The following is a 16,308-nucleotide window of genomic DNA, read 5'->3' as shown; positions in this document are numbered from 1 at the left end:
GAACGCTGAATTAGAACTCATTGAGAAACGAATAAAATCCATGAGAATTCTTAGCTGAATTAATAAACAAAATCATGAAATAGGGCTATCAATTTAATGATATGATAAATATGCTATAAATTTATACTTTTTCAGGATTTTCAAATAATTAATACAAAGCTGCTAAGGCTTCTGTTTCAAAAAAGATATTCGTTATTTTTATGTGAATATATGCGCAAATAAATCTCAAAAACATTGAAATTCTCTGTAAAAGACTGCATAAATAGAGATATGAAATAGCATAACAATGCTGTTCTACTCATAAACATATTTTAAAATAGGTAATTTCAATGGAAGTTCGACAGCGCGGCTTGATCGCCGGTATTTTGATGGCAACTTTGGCTGTAGCACCGCTCGCTGAAGCAAAACGTGCAGGTGGCGGTAAAAGCCATGGCATGAGCCGTTCTTCGAGTTCAAGTCAGTCTTATTCTCAACCGCGACAAGCTACGCCTGCTCAACAGCCAATGCCTGCTCAAACGGGTCAACAAAAGTCTGGTTCGGGTGTAGGTAAAATGGTTGCGGCTGGTGTTGCTGGTGCGGCAGTGGGTGCAATTGCTGCCAATGCAATGGCTGATGATCATAATGCGACGCAAACCAATGATGCAGAGTTAGCAAAACAGCAAGCAGCTCAACAAGAAGAGCAAAAAGGTGGCATTCCAAGTTGGATTTGGTTAATCCTAATCGCAGGTGCTGCATTCTTCTTATTCCGTAAATTCGGTGCTAAAAAAAAATTAGCGGGTAACAATCCATATGCACCAAATAGTTCAGGTCCAACATCTGCGCCATTTGGTCAAAACAACACTGCACGTACGTCAAATGACAATACCAATATTTTTGGTCAGTCAGTGAATGGCGGTACAGCTACACAAGCACCATTTGGCGCAGCATCTACACAAAGTGGTAATCAACTTCCTGATGGAACTGAACCTGCTGCTTTCTTACGTATTGCGCGTCAACGTTTCAACCACATTCAGTCAATGAACTCTGCAAGCAACATTGCAGAAATTCAACGCTACTTAACCCCTGATCTTTACCAGTCTATGTATAACGACATTATGGAAAATCAAGATCAAGACGTTGCTGAGTTCTCAAACTTAAATGCAATGGTGGCTGATAGCGCAACTGAAAATGGTCAATATGTGGTAAGTGTTCGCTTTACAGGTACTGTAAGTGAAGATCTGAATAGCCAACCTACACCATTTGCTGAAATTTGGCACTTTGTTAAACCGGCGGGTTCTAGCCAAGATTGGTTAGTTGCAGGTATTCAACAAGCTTAATTTTTAGCAATAAATAACAGAAACCAGTGATTCGTCACTGGTTTTTTTATGGCAATCTTAAAATCTTTATAAGCGACATAATATCTTAGCCAGTACAAATTGAACAAAATTACCCACACAGATTTTTTGTACGACATAGATTTAAAAATGAGAACATTGATCGTTCTTTCCTTAAATATTCCTTTGATAGTCGTGTTGATTATTATGGAATGAATAGCTGAATTAATTTATCTAGGGTCTGTTGATATTTAAATAGCAACCACATTGATTTTATATAAAAAATCATATAGTTACTGCAAGCACTCTATTGAAAATATCATTCCTAAACTATTGGTATTAAAAATGATTTTTATCTGAGATTAAAATTAATACAGCAAATGTCAACATGCCCTAATAAAAATCAATAATTATACCAATCCGTTATATTAACTTTATATAAATTAGCCTCTTTTGCTTTTTTGCACCAATTGCTTTAAACGTGGTGATGCTATCGCGAGGCGATATGGATGTTGCTGTTGAACATGAGGAGTATACTCCGAAGATAGGAGATCTTGCGAAGCCTCGCTTCTCATGTCCAACAAAGGATTTTTGTCACCTTACGGAATACATTCCTCACCCTTCAAAAGTGAGGCATCAACTACATAAAGCAATTTAAACTTTTCAATGTATGCTGAGTCTGTGCAAACCTTTAACTTATATGATCTAACTTTTATCGTATGGTATTACTATCAAACTCAATCTTTCATCTCATCAATACCGATATAACTCAACTGATCTAAGCTCTATGGTTTAAATAAGAAAAGAGAAACTGTTTTATGACAATAAAAAAGCCCTGAATGATCAGGGCTTAAAGTACATCATTCAAACTTAACGTTGTGGTAAAGGAATGTATTGAGAGTCCGTACTTTGTACCTTACGCTCACCGACTTTGACAGCGACATTGACCTTTTGCTCACCACGAACCACTTCAACTTGGATCGTTGAATTTGGTGCTTGTAAGGCAACATAATTGATCAAATGCGACGTCGATGTAATATCCTCATTATTGACCTTCACAATGCGGTCACCAACTTTAATTCCCGCTTCCGCTGCTGGACCTTTTTTCAAAACATCAGCAACGACTACACCCGCTTGACGAGGCTGTAGAACATCCTCTTGAGTCGGAGGAACTAAACTAATTCCCATCCAACCACGGATCACTCGACCGTCTTTCAAAATCGAGTTTAAAACTTGCTGGCAAATTTTGGCAGGAATGGCAAAACCAATCCCCAAAGAACCACCTGATTGCGAGAAGATTGCGGTATTTACACCGATCAAATTCCCTGCAACATCGATTAAAGCACCGCCTGAGTTTCCTGGATTGATTGCTGCATCCGTTTGGATAAAGTCTTCATACGTATTGATACCCAAATCAGAACGTCCAGTCGCAGAAATAATCCCCTGCGTTACAGTTTGTCCCACACCGAATGGATTACCAATCGCTAAAACAACATCACCGACTTCATTCCCACTCAACTTAAATGGCAAAACAGGTAATTCGGTCAATTCAATTTTAATCACCGCAAGATCTGTATCAGGGTCAGTACCTATCACTTTCGCTTCAGCACGACGACCATCACGTAGAGCAACAACAATTTGATCTGCCTGAGCAATGACATGATTATTCGTTAAAATATAACCATCAGGTCGTACAATCACACCTGAACCCAAGCTATTTTCATTAGAGCCTTTATTTTGTTCTGGAATTTGATTGCCAAAAAACTCACGGAACGCTGGATCATTGAGTAAAGGGTGGTTTTGTTTCACTTTTTGCGTTGTAAAAATATTCACAACTGCGGGTGCAGCCACTTTTACTGCGGCACTATAGGAAACTACTCCGCCTGTACGAGATGTATTGACCAAAGGTTCAACTTTTTCAGCAGGCATTTTCACACCATCAGCAGCAATCGGTGCTTTAGGTTGTTGAATTTTTTGCCAAACCACAAAACAAATGATGACCAGTATCAGTAGAATCCAAGGGAGCCAAGTAAATGAACGCCGCACGTTATTATTCCTCTAAGAATTTTTTAATTCGTTGATGCAAAAGCAATTTACATATTGTAAAGCAATTCAATAAAGAAACATAAAAATCCTTAAGAGTTTTGTTCAGCTTTAGTTACAATTCAAAGTATGTTTTGATGTTTTAAATAAGATTATTTAAATGAAGGTTATTCATGGCTTTACTTAAAGATATTATTCAATGGTGTGATCAAACCTTAGAATCACACGAATTTAAAGACTATGCACCAAATGGTTTACAAATCGAAGGTAAAGCTGAAGTCAAAAAAATCCTATGTGCTGTCACGGCTTCACAAGATGCGATAGATGCTGCAATTGCCCAACAGGCAGATTTACTTTTAGTTCATCATGGTTATTTTTGGAAAGGTGAACCCTACCCGATTACAGGAATGCGTGGTAAACGAATTAAGGCTTTAATTCAAAATGATATTTCTCTAGTTGGCTACCACCTGCCTTTAGACTCTCACCCGACTTTAGGTAATAACGCTGAAATTGCCAGAATCTTAGAATTAGAAAATATTGAAGCGCTTGATCCGAGCGAACGCAATCCGATTGGTAATATTGGTTATTTAAAAAATGCCATGTCACCTGAAGATTTCAAAAATTTTGTGTCCGAAAAACTACATTTTGATGCGATTCATTTACCTGCCGAAAAAACAACAATTCAAAAAATTGGCTTTTGTACAGGAGGCGCGCAAGATTTTATTGGTAAAGCTGCAGCAATAAATTGTGATGCTTATATTTCAGGTGAAGTCAGCGAACGTACTTTTTATGAAGCCAAAGAATTAGATGTTCACTATTATGCATGTGGTCATCATGCGACTGAGCGTTATGGTGTGCAAAGACTTGGGCAAGCCATCGCCGAAAAATTCGATATAGAATATAGTTATTTTGAATTAAACAACCCGATTTAAATCGGCTACAGTAATCAGGTTTAAATGACCAATGCTTGGTACACATGTTGATGTGAATAAACAGCATTGGTCATGAAATTAGTTATTTTATTTTTAACAATTTCTTTATTCGTAATTAATCGAAATAAATTGTGTATTGTTATTTAACATCCTGCACAATTGTTTATAGAATCCATTACAATAAAGCCACTTAATTTTAAAACCCAGCAAATTGCAAGGAATTTAAAACATGACAACCATTACTTTACCTGCGCTACCATACGGCTACGAAGATCTTGCTCCTCACATCAGCAAAGAAACTTTAGAATTCCACCACGACAAACACCACAATACTTATGTTGTTAACTTAAACAACTTAATCAAAGGTACTGACCTTGAAGGTAAAACTTTAGAAGAAATCATCGTTGCTGTTGCTGGCGATGCTTCTAAAGCAGGTGTTTTCAATAACGCGGCTCAAGTATGGAACCACACATTCTACTGGAACTGTTTGGCTAAAAACGGTGGTGGTGCTGCGACTGGCGCTTTGGCTGCTAAAATCGACGAAGCTTTCGGTTCTTATGAAAAATTTGCTGAAGAATTCGCTGCTGCTGCAACAACTCAATTCGGTTCAGGTTGGGCTTGGTTAGTTGCTGACAAAGTAAACGGCGAACTTTCTATCCTTAAAACTTCAAATGCAGATACTCCACTTGCTCACGGTAAAGTTGCAGTATTAACAATCGACGTTTGGGAACACGCTTACTACATCGACTTCCGTAATGCACGTCCAGCTTACATCAAAACTTTCCTTGAAAGCCTTGTAAACTGGGACTATGCAAATGCTAAATATGCTGGTCAAGCTGCTGGTGTTGAAAAATAATTTCAGTCTGAAAAGACTCAACTGAATATCAGTTGAATTATTTTACAAAAATCGCTCTTTTATAGAGCGATTTTTTATTAGCATATTAAAAATATTTCCCAATAAAAATGAATATCGTATAACAATGACTTTACAACCCTACGTGATTCAAGCCAGTTTTGGACGTATCGCTTTTATTTTTATGTGCATGATTGCACTACAATTTATTTGTCTTAAATTTCTAGAATTTTCAGACTACGTCACGCCCCTTTTCATAATTGTCGCGATTGTGCTTTTAATTGTATTTCCCTTTAGTATCTACATGTTATGGATGATTATTCAGCGCAGAACACCGCGTATTATTTTTAATTTAGACGATTTTGAAGTCATTCAATATAGCCGTAAAGCCAAAATTAAGTATGCTGATATGACGAGTTTCAATTTAGAAAGACACGAAACCCATTATCAAGTAACAGCCTATGAACCTGAACGGAAATTATTTCTATACAGTGCTCATCCTATTCAGGTCGTTGATATTTTTGCTAGGACAACAACTGAATCAATATTTCAAGTTCAACAAGGATTATTGATCAGCAATGAGCAAATTCTTGAAACTGCGATGTTGCTCTATATTCTTTGTCAAAATAAAGCCAAAAGTAGACCTGCTATTTTCCACAAGCTCAACAACAAACAATTTAAATTCACCGATTATCTCAATCAGAAAGATATTGCTAACTTTACATACGATCAAAAACTCAATAAAAAATTTAATGCCCGAAAATAAATCAATTCAATGTACTTTACATTTACATAGCAACTCATCAATATTCACCTATTTACAGATTGAAAATTGATGTTCTTCTAAAATATTTTATTGAAGCATTTATACTTGAACTAAATCATGACTATACCGAATAAAAAACCATTCCCAACTTACACCATAAAAGCCAATCCATTCAAACTATTACTGTTCTTTTCTACAATTATCACAATCCAAATAGGATGCTTTAAATTTATCGAATCATCGGACTATATAACCTTCGGGTTCATTTTTGCTGTATTAGGTCTAATTTTCTTTTTCTGTTTTGGACTCTACCTATTTTACTTACTTATCAGATATGGTCGTCCCCGTGTCTGCTTCATGCCTGAATATTGCCAAATTCAAATGTATACCGTACATATCAGTATTCCCTACAAACAAATTTCTTCAATCAATTTTAATAAAGTCGAACAAGAACACCGTGGCATAAAATGGGGACATGATTACCAACTCACCCTCTATTTAAAAGATGAAATTGCACAAACAAACATGTTCAGAAGGAAGACTTTTCAAGTTAAAGAGCAAGTCATAGCGTCACAGTTCATATTTAGAAATCAAAAAATTTTAGAAATGGCGATAATTTTTACTGCAATCGCTCGGATGACACCTAAAAAGCGTATAGAAACCATTCAACAACTCAGTGATCGAAGTAGTCACTATGACCATCTTATCTCAAATAAAGAATTGGAAAATTTTAAAAATAATCAATATATAAGCAAATATTTCAAATCTGGACAATAAAAAAACATTTAAGGCTTTTTTGTTATAAATATACTTGACCACTTTGACATTCATCCATAGAATGCGTTTCAGATTCTCCAATAGCTCAGTCGGTAGAGCGACGGACTGTTAATCCGCAGGTCCCTGGTTCGAGCCCAGGTTGGAGAGCCATCTATTCTTCCATAGCTCAGTCGGTAGAGCGACGGACTGTTAATCCGCAGGTCCCTGGTTCGAGCCCAGGTGGAAGAGCCAGATTCTAAAAAGCCCACTCATTGCGAAGTGGGCTTTTTTTATCAACATATTTTTATCTTTATAAATCGCCTCTTTCTTTTAGGTCATACATATAAATGTTGGCTGCACTCCGAAAGAACACGAGTTTAATTGTATCTAAATAGCGAATATGGCTGTCTGCACATAAATCTTGAAATTGTGTGTCATAGGGACTTTTAAATTGTAGCGTTGAAAATTCATCAAAGTTTTGTCGAATTAAATATTCAAGATGATCATCTTTTAACGTGATCAAGTAATTACCACCTACTTTGGTTACAGTCGCATATTGAGAGTTGAGATTCACAGCATTCCCCTCTAAAGGGACACCAATAATGCCTTTACCTATTGAATCATGCACTTCAAAATCACCTTGAATATACTCAATAATCGTTTGTGTACTTAATGGTTTTTGAGTGGGTGTCGGAAAAACTTTATAAATCTCTGCCCACTCCTTTTGATCAATCAATTGTGTAAATAAAACTTTTCGGCAAATATCCTGTTTATCAACATGCTGTGTTTGATTCTTTTTTTGAGAATCATTTGATGCAGTATCTTCTGGATGTGCACGCCATTGGCATGAATTTATAAATGCAACAAGAAATAAAGGAAGAAGAATTTTCATAAGCATGCTTTTATTTTTATGAATGATCAAATATTTATCAAATAATACTTTTTTATGATCAATTTAACAATTTTTTCTTGACCCACCTCTAATTCATCCCTAAAATGCGTTCCAGATTCTCCAATAGCTCAGTCGGTAGAGCGACGGACTGTTAATCCGCAGGTCCCTGGTTCGAGCCCAGGTTGGAGAGCCAAATTCTAAAAGCCCACTCATTACGCAGTGGGTTTTTTCTTGCCTATCTTTTGTTGATTACTTATGTCTTTTGATTCTCATCAGGCTTTATTCCTTTTTATAGGTAGTATTGCAACACTTGCTTTGCTAATCGCCTGTTTTGGTCAACATTTATTTAGAAATAAAAACTATTTTGCAAAACCCGTCATTACCCCTTTTGAGCAGAAAATGTTTTTACGCCTGAATGAAGCTTTCCCGCAACATCATGTGCTTGCTCAAGTTGCATTTAGTGCGTTGATTGATACAGAACAATTCAAACTCAGATCCAAATTTAATCGCAAAGTGACTGATTTTGTATTATTAGATAATCAACTTGAAGTGATCGCGATTATTGAGCTAGATGACCCTACACATCTAGGAAAAGAACAACAAGATGCTCAACGTGATGCAATGTTGAATCAAGCAGGCTACAAAGTCTATCGTTATACAGAAATTCCGAGTTGTCGAGATTTAAGAAAAGACATCCATTAAAGTTTGTTGATAAACGTTGTTATAGTTTTATAAAAGCAACGAAGCAATACACAAATACACGATCACCCCTGTTGCATCACAGATTGATGTGACCAAAGGTGCTGAAGCACTCGCAGGATCGAGTTTTAAGCGATTGAGAATAAAAGGCAAACTCATACCAATCAAACAGCCCAAAAGTACAATGCCCACCATGCTGATTGCCAAAACCAAAGCAACCATCGCATCTCCTCGAAAATAGCCAAGCACTGAAACTGCAAGCGCCATTGTTCCACCTAAACAAAGCCCAACCAAACTCTCACGACCGATCAAATACAACCAATCTTTTAGCTCTACATCTCCGATGGCTAATGCACGTACCATCAAAGTAGCAGACTGTGAACCTGCATTTCCGCCACTTCCAACCAATAAAGGCAAGAAAAAAACCAACACGATATTGGCAGAAATAATATCTTCAAAATGTGCAATTCCAAAACCTGAGAGCAAGCTACCGAATACTAAAATGACCAACCAAAACACACGCTTTTGATATAAATATAGAATGGGAGCAGATTTGATACTGACATGTCCTGAAGACATTGCAATTGATTTTAAAAAGTCTTCTGTGGCTTCTTCTTTGGCAATATCCATTGCATCATCATAAGTCACGATCCCCAATAGTCGATTATTTTCATCCACAATCGGCAAGGCGATAAAATCGTAATAACTGAGCTTTTCAGCAATGCTCTCTTGGTCTTCGTCACTGTAGCCAACAATTAAATCACGACTCATTATTTCAACAATTTTCTGTTGAGGCTCTGCGAGAATGATTTGTCGCAATGAAACTACACCGAGTAGTTTTTTATCTTGGTCAATCACATAAATCAAATAAAGTGTTTCACGATCTTTGGCTTGCGTTCTAATCTGTTCAATCGCTTCTACCATGTTCAAATTTGGTGGCAAAGCCACATAATCTGAACTCATGATCGCACCCGCAGATTCCTCAGGATACTTGGCGAGTTGTAAAATATCCTGTTGAATTTCTGGGCTTAAATACTGACTCACTTGCTGTTGTAGCTTGTAATTCAGTTGTTTAAACAAATCAGTACGATCATCTGAGTGCATCTCAGATAATATTTTTACTAGCAATGGCGTATTTAAATGTTCAGCAATTTGTAATTGTTGTTCTATCGATAAAAATTCAAAAATATAAGCTGCATTAGGAAGATATTCGATCAGCGTCAATTGTTCATTTAGAGATAAACTAGATAATAATTTCGCAATATCAGCATCATTGATTTGACTGATTTTATTTTGAATAAGTTCAAATTGATGGTTCTGTATAGCGCTTTCTATTTCTGCTATAAATGCCAAAGAAAATTGCATAAAATCATCCAAAATCAAAGTGCTATTTACATAAAACGTAAAAGCCAAAAATTTAATTTTTGTTCGTTATGGATTGAATCATGAAAGATTCAATTCAAATGTCTGTCCGCTATTGTACTGTCGAACAGACATTTTAAAACCCTATTATCCCAAAGTGCTTCATTCAACTTCACTGGATGCCTGTTTAGATTTAAAAATAGAACGAATCAGCACATACATAAAAGGAATAAATAATAAGACCAATACCGTACCAAAGATCACCCCACCAAGCACACTCACACCAATTTCTTGACGACTGGCAGCACCTGCACCAAATGCGAATACAAGTGGAATCACACCCGCACCAAATGCCAAAGAAGTCATCAGAATTGGACGTAAACGTAGCCCTGCACCATCAATCGCTGCTTGAATCGCCGTCATACCTTTTTCTTGTGCCAATGCAGCAAATTCAACAATTAATATTGCATTTTTACATGACAAACCGATGGTGGTTAAGAGCGCGATTTGGAAATAAATATCGTTTGGAAAACCAGTCAATTTACTAAAAATGATATTTCCACCGATACCTAAAGGAATTGCAGCAATCACGGCAGTTGGAATCGACCAACTTTCATATAATGCAGCTAAACATAAGAATATAAAACCAATAGATACGAGATAAAGTAACCAAGTCTGACCACTGGATTTTTGTTCTTCAAATGACAAACCACTCCATGCAACATCCAAGCCCTCTTGTTGGCTCACCATATTTTCAATGTCTTTCATCGCTGCGCCAGAACTCGAGCCCTTCACTGTATCTGCTTGCATTTGCAAAGCGGTATAGCCTTGAAAACGATTAACCACATCTGGTCCGCCTTCCCATCCGATCGTTGCAAAATTACTGAAAGGTATCATCTGATTCTGCGCATTTCGAACCGTCCAAAATTGTAAATCTTCAGGTTTAGAACGAAATTCTGCATCACCTTGCATCATGACCCGTTTAATTCGACCCCGATCAATAAAGTCATTCACATAACTTCCCCCCCATGCTGTAGACAGGGTATTGTTAATCGCCGTTTGAGTTAAACCATTTGCTAGAGCAAGCTTTTGATCTACATGAATTTTCAGCTTCGACTTATCTGGGTTTGATTTTTTATCTAAATTTTCAAAATGACTAAATTGCTTGGCACTTTCTTGGAGTGTAGAAAATTGTTGATCCAAGTATTTACGATCTTGACCATTTATATCCTGCAACCAAAACTCTAAGCTATTGGTATCCCCTAAACCACTCACAGAAGAAGGTAAACTCACAGTAATTCTGGCATTGGTTTCCTTATTGAAATATTGAATAGCACGTTCACGAATCGCCTGTGCTGAATTTTCAGCATCATCACGCGCATCCCAATGCTTTAATGCCACAAAACCAGTTCCAAGATTCTGCCCTGTTCCTGAAAAATTTCGACCATAACGAATCAAGACAATATCAACATTTTGCTTTTCTTTTTCTAAGAAATATTTACGAATATTTTCACCAATCACTTGGCTACTCGACATCGGCGCACCATCCGCTAAACGGAACTGAACACTCAACATGCCTTGGTCTTCACTCGGAATAAAACTGGTTGGCAATGTACGATAAATCAATGCAAATATTGCAATTAAACCTATGAAAATAGTGAGAATGACCCACTTTAAATTTAAAGTTTTTTGAATCAAACCAATATAAGATTGCTTCAAATTGTCGAGTTTGCTGTTAAACCAAATCGCCCAGCGCATCGGCTTAGGATTAGGTTTTAAAATAATAGCGCACAATGCAGGCGTTAAAATCAAAGCTACGAATAAAGACAGCATCATTGCTGCCACTAAGGTGATAGAGAATTGTCGATAAATCACACCTGTTGAACCACCAAAAAATGCCATCGGAATAAAAACAGCAGTTAATACCACGGTTATCCCAATCAATGCACCTGTCATTTCTTGCATAGATTCAATTGAAGCTTGTTTGGCTGTCAACCCTTGTTCATGCATCAGTCGTTCGACATTTTCCACCACGACAATCGCATCATCGACCAATAAACCAATTGCTAAAACCAGTGCAAATAACGTTAAGGTATTCACACTCATACCCAAAACATACAATACGGCGAATGTTCCGAGAATCACGATGGGCACAGTGATTGTGGGAATCAGTGTTGCCCGCCAACTTTGTAAAAACACGAACATGACCAAAACTACCAAAGCGATGGCTTCAAATAAGGTTTTAACAACTTCTTTTATCGACTCTTGAACAAATGGTGTGTTATCACGTGGATAAACGATCTTATAACCTTGGGGTAGTTTTTCAGAAACCTTTGCCAACTCTGCTTTAATCAATGCTGATGTTGCTAAAGCATTTGCCCCCGAAGACAGTGAAATCCCCATACCCGAGGATGGATAGCCATTAATAGTGTTAAATGATTGATAATTTTCTGCGCCCAATTCAATTCGAGCGACATCTTTGAGATAGACATAACTACCATCAATGTTGGATTTGACAATAATATTTTTAAATTCATCTACAGTTCTAAGGCGAGAACCTGCGGTGACTTTCGCATTTAAGTATTGATCAGAAGCGACAGGTAAATCCCCAATTCCTCCTGCAGCAACTTGCGTATTTTGTGCCTCAATTGCTGCTCGAATATCACTTGGCATCAATTGATATTGTCGAAGTAGGTTTGGATTTAGCCATATACGCATTGCATATTGAGAACCGAAAACATCAACTTCACCCACCCCCTCGATTCGTGACAATTCTTGTTCAATATGATCTGCTAAATAATCACCCAGTTGAATATTGTTACTTTTACCTGTTTCATCATATAGACCGACCACCATAAAGGTATCACCTAATGATTTACTCACTGTCACACCTTGGCGTTGCACATCATCGGGCAAACGATTAAGTACACCATTAATACTATTTTGAACTTGTACCTGTGCGGTATCAGGATCTGTCCCATTTTCAAAACTTACACTGATTCGAGCACGACCTGAAGAATCGCTACTCGAACTGAAATACAATAAATTATCCAAACCCTTAATTTGTTGTTCTAAAACCTGCGTTACACTCTCCTCTACCGTTTCAGCATCTGCCCCTGAATAGGTGGTAGAAATAGAAATTCGTGGTGGTGCAATATCTGGATATCGTTCTACAGGTAAATTCAGCACAGAGAAAATACCCAATGCCATCACGATAATAGCAAGTACACAAGCAAAGATAGGACGTTGAATAAAAAATTTTGAGAGCATCAGACTAGGTTCCGCGTCAAGTAAATGAGGAAAATGTCGGACTAAGTATTACATTCCTTTTATATTGATCTTGTGTGACTTGAGCTAAAAACTCAAGAAAAAATAACAGAAAACTGAATTATTCATTTAATTATGAAGAAATTATGAAGTTTGTTCAAAATTTAAAGCGCTACACACGTATAAGCACTGCTAATTTTTCATCAAGCTGTCATCTAAATGTCAACTTTCATATTCATATTGATCTTCATAACGACACAATAATTTGAGAAAAATATGCTAAAAAGAACCTTGCTCATCACCAGTCTTGCGACCTTATTCACCGCTTGTAATGATGATAATGATGATTTTTCAACATCAACAAAAACTGAATACAAAGAACCTAAAATCATCATTGTCGGACATCGCGGTGCAAGCGCATTACGCCCTGAACATACTTTAGAAAGTTATCAAAAAGCCATAGATGACGGCGCAGACTTCATAGAACCAGATCTTGTTTCGACCAAAGATGGATTTTTAGTTGCGCGTCATGAGAATGAAATCAGTGGTACCACCAATGTCAGCACACTGAGCCAATTTGCAGATCGTAAAAAGACCAAAATCATTGATGGTGCAACGTTAACAGGATGGTTTACCGAAGATTTTACTTTAAGCGAGCTGAATCAAATCAAAGCCCGTGAGCGTATTCCTGCATTACGTCCTAAAAATACACAGTATAATGATAAATTTTCGATTCCGACTTTAGAACAAATTATTGAACTGGCAGATAAACATTATCAAAAAACAGGGAAAGTGATCGGTTTATATATAGAAACAAAGCACCCAACCTATTTCCAGAAAATCAATTTAAGCTTAGAAGATCCCGTACTCAAAACTTTAGCCAAATATAAATATACCAGAGACATTGCTCCTATCTATTTACAATCATTTGAAGTGAGCAATCTCAAATATTTTAAAGATCAATTAGCTCTACACAAATCTTTGAAAAATGCCAAAATTATTCAACTTTATGATGAAAAAAACCTAAGCCCTGCCGATTATGTTGCGCAAGGCATTAAAACCACCTATGGCGACATGGCTACCGCTGATGGTTTAAAAAATGTTGCTCAATATGCCAATGGTGTAGGTCCTTGGAAACCCTATATTTTTAATGATACTTATACTGCTCCTTCCGCATTTGTCAGCAATGCTCATGCTGTAAATTTGAAAGTACATCCATATACTTTCCGCCCTGAAAATAACTTTTTGGCAGATAATTTAAAATGTAGCACTGCAACAGCAGATGCCGCAAAACGTTGCGAAACTGGTGCAAGCAAAGAGTTTGAAATGTTCTTTAAAGCAGGCGTTGACGGTGTGTTTACTGATGATCCGGGACTTGGTCGCAAAAGTTTAGATGCTTATTTAAAGGCAAATCCTGCTGTAAAATAAATCTTTATTCTGCGCAAATTTATAAAGCAAGCTATAGCCCTCTAGCTAAAGCTTGCTTTATTTTTTCTAAATTTTGGGTGTTATTCATAATAAGTTAATGCCCCTTTAAGCTTAAAATAGTACACTTGTTCAAAAATTTGAAAGCTTTGATTTTATGAGTGACTATTCTCCTTTTAAAGGTACGACAGGTTTTAAACGTATCCTGAATGCGACGGGATATTCTTTAGCAGGTTTTAAAGCTGCTTTTCAAAATGAAGCCGCTTTTCGCCAAATTGTTTTAATTAACGTCATTTTAATTCCCATTACATTTTTCTTAGACATCAACAACGTTGAACAAGCGTTGATGATTGGTGTTTGTTTATTGGCAATTATTGTTGAATTATTTAATTCTGCACTTGAAGCTGTAGTCGATCGTGTTTCTCTAGAACGCCATCCCCTTTCTAAAAATGCCAAAGATATGGGAAGTGCTGCGCAATTTGTAGCTCAAGCGATTATTTTCTTTACTTGGGTGATTATTCTTTTTAAATAAAGATATTTTATATAAGCAATATTTCTATTCAATCAAATATATGCTTCATGCAACATCAAAAAAGCCGTCATCTGACGGCTCTTGATTTAAATCTTCAAATTATTTATGCGCAGGAATCTGAAGCTCATCATCCGTTGCTAAGACCACTGAAAGTAAAATTGGCACAGCCAAAATCAATGGCACTGTGAAAATCCAAATCATCGTAGTCAATTCTGGTGCAACCGTGAAATGTATCCCCAAACCGACAACCAATAAGATCGCCAATAAAACGCAGGCAAAACGAATCACAAATTTTGAAGACATTTTTAACCCCAAATACTTTTAATATAGATCGAGTATACATCTTAATTTCATGATTGCTTATAAAGCCATCATGATTCAAAGATTTATATAAAAAATACCGATTGAAATGGTCGAATTTAAATAAGACTTATCTAACTTCAAAAGATTTTTCAATACATACTCTTCCGTTTTTATATGGATTAAAATCAAAGGTTATCGCTACTTTTTTGTAGAATTGATATGTATAAAACCCTGTGTTTTTTCCATCCAAATACTGATCTTCGACAGGAAAAGTAATTCCTAGCGCATGATTATTTTTATCACAATAGAGTTCCCCATAAGGATTCTGTTCAATTAAAGTCCAACCATGTTTAAGTAAATTTGGTTTTATTTCATGATCATAAACTGTTTGATTAAATGCATTTTCTTTAGACAGCAAATAATAATATTTATCTGCACGTATCGACAAAACTTCATAAAGCGTTAGATCGTAATTCCTAAAAATATCTTGAAAAGACTGAAAGTATTTTTGTTCTGGTGTATCAACATACTGTTGTAGCTGATCTAAATTTAAGCCGTATAATTTATTATCCCTCACGCACCCTGTGAGAAGACTTAACAATATAATGATACTTAAAAACTTAACCATGTGCTGCCTTACATTCAGTTGTTTCTTGATGGTGATCATCTGACTTATAATTTGTCATCCAAATATGTACGACATTTGGGTTTAAACTCCCGCTAAAATAATCACCATTTCTATCTTTAACGACTTTTTCATTTGGATAATAAATTTGGATTGCATCATGGCTAGTATCAGAACAATAAGACCAATAATAACCATCTAAATCATAATTATAGTCCCATCCGCGCTGCACGATCTTTTGTTTTAACTGATTTAAGTCTGCAATCGTTATATCTTTTTTATCAATTTCCAAATTGAGTAAGATCGATTCTGTATTTGTTTGTCCATATACAATTTTATAAGGATAATCTTGGAAAATCGCACGAGCCTCCTGATAAAATCGATTTGATTCATAGTTTGTTTCGCTACATCCAACTAAACACAAACTCAAGCTAATTATAATTTTTTTCATAGATTTATCATTTTCAAGCAACATAATTACATTATCAGAAATGATTTTATTTGTCAGCACAAAAACACCAGCCGCAGGGACTGGTGTTC

Annotated in this window: 15 protein-coding genes and 3 tRNA genes; 11 read left to right on the top strand and 7 right to left on the bottom strand. The window is 36.4% G+C overall.

Annotated elements, in window-relative coordinates; all coding sequences use genetic code 11:
* The first annotated feature begins 329 nt into the window (after positions 1-329).
* Positions 330-1,316, top strand: coding sequence for a Tim44 domain-containing protein (locus EXE09_RS17080; RefSeq protein ID WP_130118059.1), 987 nt, complete (start codon positions 330-332; stop codon positions 1,314-1,316).
* Between the two features lie 867 nt (positions 1,317-2,183).
* Here the strand turns inward: EXE09_RS17080 and EXE09_RS17075 are convergent.
* The gene (locus tag EXE09_RS17075) at positions 2,184-3,359 is read right to left on the bottom strand and encodes a S1C family serine protease (RefSeq protein ID WP_068975251.1); all 1,176 of its coding nucleotides are present in this window, start codon (positions 3,357-3,359) and stop codon (positions 2,184-2,186) included.
* 170 nt (positions 3,360-3,529) lie between these two features.
* Here EXE09_RS17075 and EXE09_RS17070 point away from each other — a divergent pair, with 170 nt between their 5' ends.
* From EXE09_RS17070 to EXE09_RS17045, 6 genes are all read left to right on the top strand, one after another.
* Positions 3,530-4,288, top strand: a complete 759-nt coding sequence (locus tag EXE09_RS17070; RefSeq protein ID WP_130118058.1) for a Nif3-like dinuclear metal center hexameric protein — start codon at positions 3,530-3,532, stop codon at positions 4,286-4,288.
* 229 nt (positions 4,289-4,517) lie between these two features.
* Entirely contained in the window at positions 4,518-5,144 is a 627-nt protein-coding gene (locus tag EXE09_RS17065) for a superoxide dismutase (RefSeq protein WP_068975253.1), read from the top strand.
* Between the two features lie 124 nt (positions 5,145-5,268).
* Positions 5,269-5,907, top strand: coding sequence for a hypothetical protein (locus tag EXE09_RS17060; protein WP_130118057.1), 639 nt, complete (start codon positions 5,269-5,271; stop codon positions 5,905-5,907).
* Positions 5,908-6,024: 117 nt separating this feature from the next.
* Complete coding sequence (locus EXE09_RS17055; protein ID WP_130118056.1) at positions 6,025-6,684, top strand: hypothetical protein; 660 nt, start codon at positions 6,025-6,027, stop codon at positions 6,682-6,684.
* Positions 6,685-6,758: 74 nt separating this feature from the next.
* Positions 6,759-6,834, top strand: a tRNA-Asn gene (locus EXE09_RS17050).
* Positions 6,835-6,839: 5 nt separating this feature from the next.
* A tRNA-Asn gene (locus tag EXE09_RS17045) sits at positions 6,840-6,915 on the top strand.
* A 58-nt stretch (positions 6,916-6,973) separates the two neighbouring features.
* On the opposite strand, the gene EXE09_RS17040 is transcribed toward EXE09_RS17045, so the two are convergent.
* The gene (locus EXE09_RS17040; RefSeq protein WP_130118055.1) at positions 6,974-7,555 is read right to left on the bottom strand and encodes a hypothetical protein; all 582 of its coding nucleotides are present in this window, start codon (positions 7,553-7,555) and stop codon (positions 6,974-6,976) included.
* 117 nt (positions 7,556-7,672) lie between these two features.
* On the opposite strand from EXE09_RS17040, the gene EXE09_RS17035 reads away from it, so the two are divergent.
* Positions 7,673-7,748: transfer RNA gene (locus tag EXE09_RS17035), tRNA-Asn, on the top strand.
* A gap of 62 nt (positions 7,749-7,810) precedes the next feature.
* Positions 7,811-8,257 (top strand): DUF2726 domain-containing protein, encoded by a 447-nt coding sequence (locus EXE09_RS17030; RefSeq protein WP_130118054.1) that lies wholly within the window; start codon positions 7,811-7,813, stop codon positions 8,255-8,257.
* 27 nt (positions 8,258-8,284) lie between these two features.
* On the opposite strand, the gene mgtE is transcribed toward EXE09_RS17030, so the two are convergent.
* The gene (gene mgtE, locus EXE09_RS17025) at positions 8,285-9,619 is read right to left on the bottom strand and encodes a magnesium transporter (RefSeq protein ID WP_130118053.1); all 1,335 of its coding nucleotides are present in this window, start codon (positions 9,617-9,619) and stop codon (positions 8,285-8,287) included.
* Between the two features lie 159 nt (positions 9,620-9,778).
* On the bottom strand, positions 9,779-12,886 hold the full coding sequence (locus EXE09_RS17020; protein WP_130118052.1) for a multidrug efflux RND transporter permease subunit: 3,108 nt from the start codon (positions 12,884-12,886) through the stop codon (positions 9,779-9,781).
* Between the two features lie 273 nt (positions 12,887-13,159).
* Between EXE09_RS17020 and EXE09_RS17015 the strand changes: the two genes are divergently transcribed.
* On the top strand, positions 13,160-14,311 hold the full coding sequence (locus tag EXE09_RS17015; protein WP_130118051.1) for a glycerophosphodiester phosphodiesterase: 1,152 nt from the start codon (positions 13,160-13,162) through the stop codon (positions 14,309-14,311).
* Positions 14,312-14,465: 154 nt separating this feature from the next.
* Entirely contained in the window at positions 14,466-14,840 is a 375-nt protein-coding gene (locus tag EXE09_RS17010) for a diacylglycerol kinase (RefSeq protein WP_087553263.1), read from the top strand.
* A gap of 99 nt (positions 14,841-14,939) precedes the next feature.
* Here the strand turns inward: EXE09_RS17010 and EXE09_RS17005 are convergent, their stop codons facing one another.
* From EXE09_RS17005 to EXE09_RS16995, 3 genes are all read right to left on the bottom strand, one after another.
* The gene (locus tag EXE09_RS17005; protein WP_087553262.1) at positions 14,940-15,143 is read right to left on the bottom strand and encodes a hypothetical protein; all 204 of its coding nucleotides are present in this window, start codon (positions 15,141-15,143) and stop codon (positions 14,940-14,942) included.
* 127 nt (positions 15,144-15,270) lie between these two features.
* Positions 15,271-15,771, bottom strand: coding sequence for a hypothetical protein (locus EXE09_RS17000; RefSeq protein ID WP_130118050.1), 501 nt, complete (start codon positions 15,769-15,771; stop codon positions 15,271-15,273).
* Complete coding sequence (locus tag EXE09_RS16995; protein WP_130118049.1) at positions 15,764-16,279, bottom strand: hypothetical protein; 516 nt, start codon at positions 16,277-16,279, stop codon at positions 15,764-15,766. The genes EXE09_RS17000 and EXE09_RS16995 overlap by 8 nt, the downstream gene beginning before the upstream one ends.
* Positions 16,280-16,308: the final 29 nt, after the last annotated feature.

This window comes from Acinetobacter sp. WCHAc060025 (genome assembly GCF_004209355.1).
GTDB lineage: Bacteria > Pseudomonadota > Gammaproteobacteria > Pseudomonadales > Moraxellaceae > Acinetobacter > Acinetobacter wuhouensis.
This window is presented reverse-complemented; position numbering and strand designations above follow the sequence as displayed.